We start from the raw sequence: 14,491 nt of genomic DNA on the forward strand, positions 1-14,491 counted from the left end.
AAGCCCGCGTCGTGCAGGACCACTCTGAGGGCGGCGATAGGTCGGGTGAATCGCGCGTCACTACAGCCAATCACTGCGGATAGGCCGTCATATTGTCCGAATAGGTCGCCGGAACGTAAAAAAATGTGATTTGAACGGCTGATTTGCGCCCGATATCGCTTTAACTTACGATTTGTCGTAGGGGCCCGGGGGCAGTCCGGGATCAGCGAACCAGGGATACAAGGACGGGCCGGCGTTGCTGGCCGCAGGGGTTATGCGCATGAACTCGCAGGGGACGCGTGCTGTGCGCGCGTGCAGGATGCTTTGGGCGCTGGTCGTACTGGCGTCGTATTTCCTTGCTGTGGCGCCCGCCCGGGCTACCCAGTATGCCTATGACGCGAATGGTCGCCTTGTCGCGGTCACGGCTGATACCGGGGACAGTTCCCGGTACATCTATGACGTCATGGGCAACATTATCCGCATCGAGCATGTTGACGCGGACGCCCTGAAGATCTTCGCCATGATCCCCGCGCACGGGACTTATGAGACCGAGGTCGTGATCGCCGGGCATGGATTCTCCAGCGCCCTTTCGGACAACCAGGTCAGCTTCAACGGAACCCCTGCGATCGTCCATTCGGCGACCGCCGACCAATTGAAGGTCTCTGTACCGTACGGGGCCACTTCTGGAGCGGTGTCCGTGACAGTGGGAGGGCGCACGGCGAAAAGCGACGAGCCCTTTGTCATCGACGAAACAGGCGTGGCGCCAACGATCGCCAGCGTCGCGCCGGATACCGTCGCTGCGGGCGATACGCTGACGGTCGCTGGTGCCCACCTTTACCCGATCCCAGGTAAGACGTCGTTTCGGCTGAACGGTGAGTCGCTCACCATGTCGCAAATGACGAATACCTCGCTGTCCGCCGTCCCGGCGCCGCAGACCAGTAGTGGACGCGTGCTCGTGCAGACGCCGTACGGAACGGCCGAGAGCCTACAGACGGTCCTCGTCGTACCGCCAGGCATTGATCGGGCCAAGATTTCTGCGCGTGTCGTAGCGACCCTGGATGCCGCACCCGTCGCCGTGTCGGTACCCACGAGCGGCACGATGGCGGCCGTTCTTTTTGAGAACAAAGGGCAACCGTGGGTGAGTGTCCAACTCACGGGTGTGACAGTCACCGCAACTTATAAGCTCTACGGACCCGGTAATTCGCTGCTTCAGCAAGGAAGCGTGGCGGCGAACCAGTCGTCGATCCACCTGTCGCGCCTGAAGGCTTCCGCAACCTACCTCTTATTGGTGCAGCCGAGCTCATCGACCGCTACATATACGGTCGCGGTGGAATCACCGGCTAATATCACAAGTGCGCTTTCAACGGCTTCGACACAGGCTGTTTCGCAAAGCCGGCGAGGCATTTTCAGGGCCTCGGCGGGTGACACGCTTTCGTTCAATGTGGCGAGTGCCACGACAACGCCGGCCAATGCGACGGTCACCTACACGATTTATCGACCGAACGGTGCCAGTTATACGTCCGGTTCCGCCACGGCGGGTGGGCTCATCAATTTGCCATCGCTTCCCGATACGGGTGAGTATCAGGTGGTTGCCTGGCCTGGGGCATCGGCCAAGGGCAGCGTGCAGTGGCAAGTGATTTCCGGCTTGACGGGAGTGCTTCCCATCGATGCCGATCCGGTCGGTTTCGATGCCGCCGCTCCCGGGCAGAACGCCTACCTTACCTTCCAGGCGCGTGCATTCGAAAGTGTTGAACTCGCATTTGCAGGGGTGAAGCAAGATAGCGCCTCAAGCACGACTTACACCGTCAGTGTATTTGGGCCAGCGGGAAACCAGGTGGCCACTTCGTTTTGCTACACATCGAATGCGGGGTGTGAGCTCCATCTTCTGTATTTGGCCGCCGGAACATATTCGGTGACGGTCGTCCCGTCGAGCCGGTCCACCATTCATTTCGCGGTCGCGGTGAAACGGCACATCAGAGGGCGTGCCATTCATGTTGGCGAGACCTTGTCGGTGAACCTGATGATGGCGCAGGCCGAACGGATTACGTTCACGGCGAATGCTGGCGACAACGTGGTTCTCCAGGCATCCGCAATCGCCAGTGCTCCAGCCAACCAAGGTGTTCGTTTCATCATATACCGTCCGGATTCGGGCGAAATCACATCGGCAACGCCGTCCTATTCGGATGTGACGTCGACGACCGGAGTGCAGCTCATCCAGCTGCCCAACTTGCCGCTATCGGGCGAGTACACCGTGTTGATGATCCCGGCGTTTGGCGTCCCCGCATCGCTGCAATTGTCTCTTGTTCCAGGGGAGGAAACGACCCTTCAGCTTGATGGTCCTCCTGCGACCGTCGCGACGACCGTTTCTGGCCAGTCCGCGTATCTGAACTTCACTCTGGGTGACCATCAGCCGGCCGAACTATCGATAACCAATTTTTCGTCCAAGGGTGGGCAGTACCCGCAGCCGTACATCTACATCTATACGTCCGCCGGAACCGTACTGGATAGCGGGTATTGCTACGCGGCCACCAACGGCGGCGTGTGCACGTATCACCTGTGGAACCTTCCCGCAGGGAACTATCGTGTTGTCGTCACGGTGCCATACGGTGGCACCGTGACTTTTGATGCCGTGCTTCGCGGGCATATGCAAGGCGGCGACCTCATGCCTGGTCAGGCAAGCGCCTACTCGCTCTCCGTCGGTCAAGTCGAACACTTCGGATTTGATGCTCGGTCGGGTGATACGGTTGCGCTTAATTTTACTAACCAGACAACACCTTCCGGAAGGCTGGTCAGGTATATCGTTCTTCGCCCTGATGCGGGGATCCTCCGCTTGGGCGTCGCTCAGTATTCATCGATCGACGTGTCGACTCCAGCCACGCTGAACTTGCCTAACCTTCCCGTGGATGGGAGGTATGAGGTGCTGGTTTTTCCTGAGAATGGCTTTGCTGCGAGCGGCTCGGTAACCCTCGTTTCCGGGGTGACCGCAGTGATCCCGCAGGGAGGCGAGATCAGCCAGGGAACCACGGCAGGTGGACAGAACTCGTACATCACGTTCCACGCTAGCGCGGGGACAAGCGCCGAGTTGGTCTTCGACCAGGTACAGCGTTTGACTGGAAGCGCGATTACATACTTCATGTACGTCCAGGTGTTCGACTCGAAGGGCACCAACGTTGCAGCAGAGACTTGCCAGGCGCCGACGTACAGCACGTGTTCGTATCACCTCTGGAACCTCGCGGAAGGCAACTATCGGATCGTCGTCACGGCACCGTATGGCCACACCTTCTCGTATCGTGCCCGCATTGTTACCCACAACGATGGCCCCGTTGTCGCCCGCAACTCATCGGTCGATTTCTCGCAAGGCATTGGACAGGCAACTCACTACTACTTCGATGCGCAAGCGGGTGAGACGGTCGCACTACGATTTGTAGCTGCTACCAGTCCCGCAGGACGGAATGTCCGTTTCATCGTGTTGAGGCCGGATGCGGGGGTGTTCCGTGCCGGAATGCCTACGTATAGCGATGTGGAAACGACCGGAACCACTATTAATCTGCCGAATCTCCCGGTCACCGGTCGCTATTCGGTACTGGTTATTCCTGACGCTGGCCTCCCAGCGACAGGCAGCTTGTTTGTTTACTCAGGCGTGACCGGCGCGCTCACTGACGGCGCGCCATCTGATATCCAGACACCGCTTTCGGGTGAGGCTACGTACCTGACGTTCACGGCTGCGGAAGGTGAGAGTGCCGAGTTGGTGTTCTCGAATGTCGTCCCCACCGGAGCAACGAGTTCCTACTACTACATGTGGGTCTCGGTGCAGGATGGCAATGGCACGGTGGTCCAAAGTAGCTATTGTACGACGTACAACCAGGGCGGCTCCTGCTCTTATCACCTGTGGAATCTCCGAGCCGGCATATATCGCGTCATCGTCTCCGCGCCGATGGGTGGCACGCTTTCCTTTACCGCGGCCATCGTGCCGCACGTACAGGGACGGTCGATCGCTCCCGGTCAGTCGGCAGACTGGTCGTTGCCGCTAGGTGGTGCCCAGTACTTCACCATCGATGCCTCGGCAGGCGACGCCCTTGCGCTGCAGATCACAGGCGGGACGGTGGCAACAGGAAAAAACATTCGCTACATCCTGATCCCTCCTGACGCCGGAATCTTCCGGGCGGGTATCCGTACCCTTGTAGACTCATCGTTCTCCGGGGCCAAGACGCTTAGCCTTGGCACGCTCCCGCAGACCGGTAGGTACCGGCTCGTCGTCATGCCCGACTTCGGGCTCTCGGCATCGGGACGGATCGGTATGACCGGGAGCACCGGATCGCTCCCCCCGATTCACTCGGCGACCAACCTTGTGGTGAACGATCCTGTGAAGCACTTTGTCGGCGCGGCGGCAGGGCAGCCGATTACCCTTGCCTTCGATGCTGTCCCTGGGGATCGTTTGCTTCTTTCTTTCAGCGGGATGATATTCACGGGTGACAACTCGACCACGCTAAGTGTTTCGGTGTACTCGCCGGACGGGACGCTACTCGAATCGTATAGCTGCAATCGCACGGATACACAGTGCGGCCACGATGAATGGAATCTCATCGAAGGCACTTACAAAGTTGTCATCAAGGGCCCGACGGCAGCACTGATAGCGCTGGATGCGCGTGTACACCGTGGCTTTGACCGTGGCGTGCTGCAGCCAAATGTTCCGACGGACATTGGCTTTGGCTCGGGAGAGCAGGTCTGGCTCGCGTTCAACGCTAACCGAGGCGATACGGTTGCGCTTCGCCTCGATGGGGTCGCCACGACGCCGACGGGGAAGAATGTTGTCGTTCGTGTGTTCCGCCCCGATACCGGACGGCAGGAGATCGCGTCGCCCTTCAGCAGCATGACCATCTCGGTTCCTGACACGCTAAATCTTGTCGATCTTCCTGCCAGCGGACGTTACTTCGTTCAAGTGGCCGCGCAGATGGCGCTGCCTACAAAGGGTACGCTGACATTGCTTCCCGGCGCCGTGAGCACCACGGCAGCGGAAGGGGAGACGCACCACATCGCGGCATACGGGCCGTCGCAACAGCTGGTTGCCTCGTTCGACGCGGGGCAAGGGGGCGACCTCAACCTGAGTTTCAGCACGATCTCCGCTGGCGGTGGGCCCTCGGGCGCTTACACAGGGAAGGTCTTTGACGCGAGTGGCCGCCAAGTCGATAGCTTCACCTGCTATATCCAATATCCGGGTTGTTTCAGAGAGCTCTGGGCTATGGCGCCCGGCATCTATGATGTGCTGGTAACCCCGGGCGATGGTCAGACCCTCAGCTTTGACATGGTCGTGCGCCACCTTCGCGACATGGGGCAGCTGACGTCGGAGGGGAGTACCGACTACTCGCACAGCCAGGGCGAGACGCTAATAGGCCACTTCACTGGACACAAGGGCGACACGGTCGCTGTTCGTGTCGACGGAGCAGCGACCGTGCCCGCAGGGCGTACAACGACGCTGCGTGTATACCGTCCGGGCGGCGGTTACCTGGTGGCTGGTACGCCATGGACCAGCATGGCCGTTACGGGTGCCGGTACGCTCAACCTCGCTGGCCTTCCCGACGATGGTGAGTACACCGTTGTGCTCGCTGGCGAATTTGGCTTGCCCGGCGCTGCAACGGTAACGCTGGTGCCAGGCGCGGTTGCAGGTTCCCTACCCGAAGGCGTGGTGACTCACGCAGCATCGAAATCCGCCGGGCAGAACGTCTACTTGAGTTTCGACGCTGGCCAGGGCGGCAACCTGCTGGTGACGCTCAATAACGTCTCGATCGTCGGTTCGGCGACGTTGTTCTATGTGACCGTCTTCGATGCCAATGGTGTCCAGGTAACGAGCTACACATGCTACAAGCAATTCCCAGGCTGTGTGCTCGAAATGCTCGGCGCGGCGCCTGGCAGGTATGACATGGTTATCAGCCCGCAGGGTATGGACGCACTAAGCTTCGATGGGGTCATGCGCCATGTGCGTGATCTTGGAGCATTGTCGGTCGGTGAGTCCGTTGACTTGACGCGCGCTGCAGGCGAGATGCTCGGCCTATCCTTCGACGCGCAGATCGGGGATACGGTTGCCCTACAGCTGGGAGGCGTTACATCGACGCCTGCCGGGCAGAATACGACGGTACGTGTCTACAACCCGGATAACGGCCGCCTTGCTTCGGCTAGCCTCTATAGCTCACTGGTTACGAACGGCGTTCTCACACTCAATCTGCCGAAGTTACCGACGAGCGGGCGCTATCGGATGCTGATTTCGTCCGACTTCGGGGTTCCGTCTACAGGAACGCTCGGCCTATACGCAGGAATTACTGATCCCAAGTTGCTCGATGGGGTTATCCAGCACTTCGACACCCAGGTGACGCAGCAAGCGATTTATACGTCGTTCGATGCGAGTGCTGGTGACAACATCTCGCTTTCGATGGGCAATGTGAAGTTCATTGGAACCGATACCTCGTACCTCGTCACCGTTCAGGCTCCGTCGGGTGCGACCTACGCCACGTTCACCTGCTACAACTCGTACGCGGCCTGCACATACGATTTCTGGAACATGCCGAGCGGGACGTATCGGGTCATCGTGGGGACGCCCAGAAGCAGCAAGCTGTCGTTTGATGCCGTGGCGCGACGGAATACCGAGCGTGGTGCCATGGCGTATGGCACACCCGTTGACTTGACTCGGGGCATGGGCGGCGTGTTGCGTATGACGTTCCCGGCAACGATCGGCGACTCTGTGCAGTTGCAGGTATCGGGGGCTTCGACGTCGCCTACCTCGCGCGCGACGACGGTGAACGTATTCAGGCCGGATACCGGTACGCCCCGCACTGCCGCGCCTTACAAGACGCTAGCCGTATCCAAGGATGGCACGCTCGCGCTGCCGTCCCTGCCGGTTTCCGGTAACTACACGATAGTGGTTTCAAGCGATGTCGGCCTTGCTGGCTCGGGAAACATTACGGTTTCAAAGGCGGCGACGCCATGAGTGCGAACGATAAGGAACGTCTGATGAAATCATTGCATGTGGCGGCGGTAGGTACTGTTGTCGGCCTGTCAGCGCTGGCGATAGCCATTGCCGCACGGCATCCCGTGGCTATCCGGACCGTGCTTGCCGGGCCGTTCGCCACCGACCGGTTGTCGGATGAGGCGCAGGTCGCCTTGGGGGATGGCCGGACGCTCACTCTGGGTGGCGGCGTGCTTACGCTCGGTGACAAGCACATCGCGCTGACGACTCCTCGCCACTTTGCGTCGCTTACCGCCATGCCCACGGGCCAGGTGCTGATCTGGGGCGGTGTGGATGGCGAGGGTCGTCTGGTTGAGACGGGCGAGTGGTTCGAGCCATCGACTGGTGCGCTGGTGACCAGTGGCCGGCTAGGCCTGCCGGTGCGTGCCGCGCATACGTTGAGCGTGTTGTCGGATGGCTCACTCGCGATGACGGGCGGTTGGGGTCCGGGTAACGTGCCTGCGCACGAGGTCGCCGTGTGGCGCCCGCTGGACCGCAGCCTTGAGGTGAAGCCGGGCGACACGGCCCATGCGCGCCTCGGTGGTGAAGCGGTGTTGCTGGCCGACGGTACGTTGAAGGTCACGGGTGGTATCGACGAAGTGGGCCGCCCGGTCCACGACGCGTGGCAGTTCGGTACGCCCGAGCGCCATGATGCGGGTACGCCCGGTATCGCCGCGTCCTATCCGCTCAAGGACGCGCGTAGCGCCTCGCCCATCGGTCCGCTCGCCTTGCGTTTCGACGAGCCGATCGATGCCGCCCAGCTCAACGGTACAGTCTCCCTGCTCGGTCCCAACGGCGTGGTGAAGACCCGCGTAGTCGGTGCCGAGAACGGCCGCCTTGCCTTCATCCAGTTGCCCGACGAGCTGTACCCGTCGGCCCGCTACACCATCTTCGTCCAGGGCCTGCACACCGCGGGCGGCAAGCCTGTGCCCTATGAGGCGATTGGCTTCACGACCCGCGCTGCACGCAATGGCGTGGTACTGGCCGGTGAAGGCAAGCGCCCCGGCACCGACGTAGCGAAGCCCACCGAGCCGGCGGTTTACGTCATGGCCGGTGAAGGCAAAGCCAAGCCCTGCAAGCCGGGCGATGCGTTCCACCTGTGCCGTGACAAGGGCGAGGTGAAGGACGGTGCGTTCTACCCGGGCCAGGACAACGTGGCGACGGCCTCGGGTGGCCATTGGCGTTTGTACAAGGATCGTCAGAGCCTGCCCGATACGAAGCAGCTGGAAGCGAACCTGCCCAAGGGCGCCACGGCGCTGATCGGCCAGGTACGCCGGATCGACGACACGCCTGTTGCGAACGTCGCCATCACCATCGGTGAGCAGACCGTCCAGACCGACGCCCGCGGCGTATTCGTGTTGCAGAACCTGCAGTCCGGCCGCCGCGAGCTGTTCGTCGACGGCGGCCCGGCCGGCAAGCCCGGTACCGAGTACGGCCGCTTCATCGTGGGCGCGGACATCGCTGCGGCGACCGTGAATCACATGCCGTTCGTGATGTACCTGCCGCGCGTGCTTGAGCGCGACAAGATCCCGCTGCCGTCGCCGACCACGCGCGAAACGGTGCTCACCCACCCGGACATGCCGGGCCTGGAGCTTCGCATCCCGGCCGGCGCGGTGTTCAAGGACCGCAACGGCAAGGTGCTCAACGAGATCGCGATCGTGCCCACGCCAGTGGATCACGCACCGTTCCCGCTACCCGACAACTTCCCGATGTACTTCACCATCCAGCCAGGCGATGCGGTGGTGCAGGGCATGACACCGGAGGCGGCGAAGGGTATCCAGGTTGTCTATCCGAACTACGGCAAGCAGAAGCCGGCGGACAAGGCGGATTTTTGGGTGTACTCGGCCGAAAAGGGTTGGGAGATGTATGGGGCGGGGCATGTCTCCAGCGACGCTAGCCAGCTGGTGGCGGACTCCAATACGAGATTGGTTTGGGCGCTCGGCGCAGGAGCTTCGGTAAATCCCGAGCGTCCGCACAACGATGGAAAACTATGCAACCAAAATCGGTCCCAGCCAATTGACGTCGAATCGGGTCTTTTCTATCACGAGTGGGAAGATCTCTCTGTCAACGACTCGGCGCCAATCAGTGTGCATCGTACCCATAGTGGGTTGCAGGATTCATACGCCATGTTCGGGTGGGGGAGTGGCACTTCCTCCGACATGACGTTATCAAGCGCAAACGGCTTCGATACGCCGACGATCGTAATGCCATGCTCGCAACCGATTCGGTTTCGTCTTACCAGTGGGCAGGCAGTGTGGCCGCTTGTAGGAACCATTTGGACGCATGAAGATACAGATTCCATTTTCTACAAAGCGCGACTTGAGTTCGTAAATGACTCAACCCCTGAGGGGGCGCACTGGGTTATGACACTGCTGAACGGAACGCGATATCTGTTTGATAGACACGCTCCGAATCGGATAGTTGGGATATCGGATCGTTATGGCAACACTATCCGTTATCTGTACAACGCTGGCCTGTTGGACCGCGTTATCTCGCCTCACGGACGCTCCTTAAAGTACGCGTTCAATGAGCACAACGTGGTTGAATCGGTAACCGACGATACGTCCAGAAAGGTTACATACGAATACCGGTACATCCGAGACGGCGTGACGGGATGGAATGGATCCGTTCTGAGTCGGGTTAATTATCCTGACGGAACGAGCGAATCCTATACCTACAAGAAGTCACTGTATCAGGGCGTGGCCTCTGATGGTTGGCTTATGGAAACGATGACGGACCGACGGGGCATCACATGGGTCACTAACGAGTACGATGGCGAAAATCGTGTCATCAAACAGGTGCTCGCCGACGGTACCAGCTACTCATTCCTATACGCGATCGATACGGGTGGAGTGCGGACAACGACAGTAACTGATCCCGCCGGCCACAAGGAGAGATTTGAGTTCGACCCGGAAAGCAGGTACACGAGGAAGGTGACGCGAGCTTATGGAACCCCGCATGAGCAAACGGTGTCATTCGTGCGCGCCGGGAACGGAATGGCGCTTTCAAGGACCGACCCTGCCGGAAGGGTCACGAATCTGGATCGTGATGCCAGCGGGAACGTCACTACGATGACGATCATGGCAAACGGCGATAGTCCGCGGAAATTCAGATTTGTATACACAGACGACTTTGGCCTGTTAGCGTCGGTCACGGATCCCCTCGGTCACACGACCAAGTACATGTACGAGAATGGTTGTCGTACGGGTGCCACGGATGCCATGGAGAGGCACGTCATTGCGACATGTGATGGCGAGGGCAATATGACGTCCATGACGGATGCAGATGGCTCGTCGTATTCGTTTGTCTACAACGCTGGCGAACTGGTCCGGACCATCGATCCAAACGGTAGGTCGACAGAGTATGTATATGACAGCATTGGCCGCCGGGTTTCGACGACAGACGCAAAAGGCGCGGTTGCGACGGTGTCTTACGATTCCAATTCCCGTCCCGTTTCGAGGACGGACGGTCTTGGTGGGCTATATAGCTACGTCTACGATGGAAATGGAAACCTTGATTCAGTGACGCTGCCGGGCGGAAACAAGATTCGCTACACATGGGATGGTATGAACCGGGTGATAGCCCGAGACGATGCGATAGGTGGTCACGAGACCTGGAGCTACTACCCAGGCGGAACCTTGAAGACCTGGGTGGACCGAAATGGACAGGTGACAACCTATGACTATGACGAGTTGGACCGCCCAACGATGCAGACGTTTGCAGACGGCTCAGGAGTCGGAACCAGCTATGACAGCGCAAATCGCGCGATCGAGTTCACGTCGACCGATGGGCAAAGCATCATCCGCGAGTACGACGATTTTGACGAATTGATGGTTGAGAGGACGTCCGATGGGTCGGTATCTTACGAATATGATTCGTCCGGAAAGCGCGTGGCGATGACGCCAGATGCCGGTATGAGGACGGAATATAGCTACGACGGTGTTGGGCAAGTCACTCGGATATCCATGGGAGCGACCGCGTTCGCGTTCGACTACGATGCAGCGGGTCGACGTAGCGACATTCGTTATTCTAACGGTATTACTAAACACTTAGATCGAGACGCGCTGGGTAATGTCACGCTAGTCCGTTACCTTGGTAGGGATGAAGCGTTAATTCGTTCGATCGCATATACGTACGATGAAGCTGGGTTGCGGTCATCTCGAACCGATAGTGATGCTTCAAGCCTGGCGGACGATCCACAGGATTTCGCTTACCAGCAAGGCGGCCGTCTCGACGAAGCCAAGGGTCGAAAGAGGGCGTACGACGCCAACGGGAATACCGTTGGTATAGGATCGGCCCACTACGATTGGAATAGTAGAGATCAGCTCGTGGCGGTTAGCGACGGAGACCAGAGCGCTACCTTTACCTATGACCCAGTAGGTAGAAGGCATTCAAAAACAGTAAACGGCCGGACTACGACCTACCTCTATGACGGCTATATGGAGGTCGTCCAAAAGCATGATGGTGATTCCACGCAGTTACTCAATGGAGTGGATATCGATGAGCGCTTGGGCCTACTGGATCAAGGTGCCTTCGACTATTTTCTCACTGATCTCCAAGGTAGTGTTCTCGAAGAAGTAAATGAATCCGGCGCTTCAGTTTCGAAGCACACCTACGGGGCATACGGGACTACCGTAAGCACAGGCATGGATACGGGAAATCGTTTTCTTTACGCCGGCCGCGAGCTTGATATGCCAGGACTCTATTTCTATCGGGCGCGATACTATGATACCTCGTCGTCTCGCTTCCTCAGTGAGGATCCGATTGGTCTTTCGGGAGGTTCTAATCCGTACGCCTATGTTCTTGGGAATCCAATTTCCCTAATCGATCCACTTGGTGAGTCGGCTGACGGAACCATCGCATGTGACGGAAACGGCGGCTTCATGATCATCGGGGATTTGAGAGGTCCTAAGGGAGAATGCATTCGTCTGCACGAGCAGCGGCATATCGACGACTACCATAGCTGGTATCCGAGGCTGTGCAAGAACATGGAATACGGTGAGATGGTGGGTCCATACGTCACTGAACAGGCGAAAAATCCGCCCAAGAATACGCCGCAATATCCGATGCAAGAAAGCGAGTGCCATGCCTATCGGGTGAGCTACAAGTGTGACTCCCAATGTCCAGGATCCGAAAAGGAAGTGGCGCGGGATCTTAAGTGGCTTGCATACTACAAATGCGATGCATGGCATTGGTAATTGCGGGAGGTGAGGGCATGCTTTTACGGACACTGATGATCGTTGCGTTCGTGTGGTTCAATGCATCGCCTCCCGTGGCCGCATCCGAAGGACCCGCGCGCATCCTTAACATCGAGGGCCGCCTTCAATACCGCGCTCCCGAGACTAGTTGCGTAGTGCAGGTTCGGCGTCCTGTTTGGCGAGTCGTAACCGAGGATAGGCCCGTGACCGGGGCCTTCTCGCTTACATTGAAAGTGAACGGCGATGACGCTGTCATTGTTAATGTGACGTGCGATGGCCGTCAGGTGTTTCAATCTAATCCTGTCCAGTTGTCGAGGAGCGTGACGAAAGTCGGGCTCGGTTCCATCGATGCGCGCGCCCATCTCGACGCTGATGGTTGCCGTGAGCTCGCGGATACGAAAGACACTAATCTCGGCAATGAGCTCATTGCGCGGGTAAGCGCGGTGGCGGGCGTTCCTGTCGATCATCTGCTGGCGCAGCGACCTCGCGAATGCGCCACTCAGATTGTGATGGTGGTCGAAGGAGCTGGTTCATACAGCGGCCCCGGATCTCATTGGATCGTAAGTAAAGATCGGGTGTCTGGGGACGTTCGAGTTGAAAGTGGCTTGTGAGCCGGCTTCGTCCATTCACATTTAGAGGATGTTGGTGTTGGGACTAAAGGGGGTCTCCTCCGCGTAAACCATTTTTCAGTAAGAGTTTGGTGTGTCCTGCCCCGTTGATCGTCTCCGAGAGGTCTAAAGCGCCTTCAAAAACACCATCAAATCCCCGCGCTCCTGCGCCGTAAGCCCAATCGGATATCCCGTATCCAACCCACGGTAGTACACCTCGCGGTCAACGGCCGCCTCGAGGCTCGGCACGCTCCCGTCATGCATATAGGGGGCGGTCAGCCGCACCTCGCGTAGTGACGGCGTAGCAAACGTCTCGATATCCGAAACCTTATGGCTCGCGGCAAAGTGGCCGAGCTGGGCTTCATCCGCATGCGTGGCGATACGATCACCGAGAGCAGCACCGCCGAGGTTCCTCGATAGCACGCCTTGCGTCAGTTCGGGCAGGCGCGCGGCGATGTCATCCATGCTCACACCCGAGCGGTGGAAGTCGTGATCGGTGAGGTGCGCGCCTTCAAGGACGTGGCAGGTCGCGCATTGCCCTTTGCCCGCGAAGAGGCGCATGCCTAGTTTTTCACGCTCGTCGAGCGCAGTGGTTTCGCCCCTCGTGAAGCGCTCGAAGCGAGTGGGAGGGAGGGGTAGTTGCCGCAGGTAGCTGGCGAGAGCTGCGGCAATGGCCTGGTCGGCCTCTGCGAGCGGCGTTTCCTTGCCTGAGGGAAACCACGTGGCGTAGTCGGGCAGGGCGGTGGCCGCAGTGGCGATCGCCGCCCGCCCGTGAAGCCCCATTTCCACCGGATTGCTAAACGGATCCATCACCGCATCTTCCAGTCGGTCACGTCGTCCATCCCAGAAAAACGAAGTGCGCTGTGATGCGATCGTGGTGGTGAGGGACGGCGTGTTGCGGGTTCCCGGAAGGCCGTGGATACCCGTAGCGATCATCTTGCCGTCGCTGAAGGCCAATCCAGGGATATGGCAGGTGGCGCAGCTGGTTCGCCCATCCGCACTAAGGCGTGGGTCGGCGAATAGCTTTTGACCGAGTGCCACCTGGCTGGCGTCCGCCGCTCTGGCTGATGACGCTCGCGCATGCATGAACGCAAACGCGCCTGCCCCCGTAAGGGCAAGTGCTAGACACGTGATGACGAGGACCGGGCGCATCCCACGCTCCGAAGGCGATGTCACCTGTTACATCGCGGCGACGCGGACGCGTGCACCCGTGGCGGCCAGCGTCTTCGACAGCTCATCCTTCCTGACACCGTCACTGACTACGAGCACGGTCACGCCCTTCAGCGTATCGGGCTTCACTTCCTTGCCGAGGGCCGTGGTGAAGGCATTCGTGGTCGCTGCATCCGGGCCGCCCAGGATCAGCAGGGCACCGGGAATGAGGATCGAACTGGCGCCGTGCACGATCGAGTCCGTCTCGTTCTTGCGGCGATCTTCTGCCATGGCGCCTTCGCCTGCAGGGATCACATAGATGTATGGCTTCATGCCGATATCGTCGGCGTGCACCTTGCCCTGGTCGGCCAGGTACAGGCCCCAGCTGTTCTCGTCGGCGTTTGCTGCCGGACGGGGCACGGACGCTTTCTTGGCAGTGGCGCTTTCGCTGGCGGGCGTGGTGGCGGCCTGGTCGTTCGACTTGCTGCAGGCGCCGAGAGCCAGGGCGGTGGCCAGCGCGAAGGCGCAGGCGGTCCATTTATTCATCGATGTCATTCCGG

General features: G+C 59.5%; 5 protein-coding genes. 3 read left to right on the forward strand and 2 right to left on the reverse strand.

Annotation, left to right across the window (positions count from 1 at the left end):
• Positions 1-259: 259 nt before the first annotated feature.
• The 3 genes from L2Y96_RS06665 to L2Y96_RS06675 all read left to right on the forward strand — a co-directional run bounded on the left by L2Y96_RS06665 (position 260) and on the right by L2Y96_RS06675 (position 12,785).
• Positions 260-6,958 (forward strand): IPT/TIG domain-containing protein, encoded by a 6,699-nt coding sequence (locus tag L2Y96_RS06665; RefSeq protein ID WP_247334381.1) that lies wholly within the window; start codon positions 260-262, stop codon positions 6,956-6,958.
• Positions 6,955-12,174, forward strand: a complete 5,220-nt coding sequence (locus tag L2Y96_RS06670; protein ID WP_247334383.1) for an RHS repeat domain-containing protein — start codon at positions 6,955-6,957, stop codon at positions 12,172-12,174. The genes L2Y96_RS06665 and L2Y96_RS06670 overlap by 4 nt, the downstream gene beginning before the upstream one ends.
• Before the next feature lie 203 nt (positions 12,175-12,377).
• Positions 12,378-12,785, forward strand: a complete 408-nt coding sequence (locus L2Y96_RS06675; protein WP_247334385.1) for a hypothetical protein — start codon at positions 12,378-12,380, stop codon at positions 12,783-12,785.
• Positions 12,786-12,908: 123 nt separating this feature from the next.
• On the opposite strand, the gene L2Y96_RS06680 is transcribed toward L2Y96_RS06675, so the two are convergent.
• Positions 12,909-13,934 (reverse strand): cytochrome-c peroxidase, encoded by a 1,026-nt coding sequence (locus L2Y96_RS06680; protein ID WP_247334387.1) that lies wholly within the window; start codon positions 13,932-13,934, stop codon positions 12,909-12,911.
• Positions 13,935-13,961: 27 nt separating this feature from the next.
• Positions 13,962-14,477 carry a hypothetical protein gene (locus tag L2Y96_RS06685; RefSeq protein WP_247334389.1) on the reverse strand — a complete coding sequence of 172 codons (516 nt, stop codon included), beginning with the start codon at positions 14,475-14,477 and terminating at the stop codon, positions 13,962-13,964.
• Positions 14,478-14,491: the final 14 nt, after the last annotated feature.

The organism is Luteibacter aegosomaticola, assembly GCF_023078475.1.
Taxonomy (GTDB): Bacteria; Pseudomonadota; Gammaproteobacteria; order Xanthomonadales; family Rhodanobacteraceae; genus Luteibacter; species Luteibacter aegosomaticola.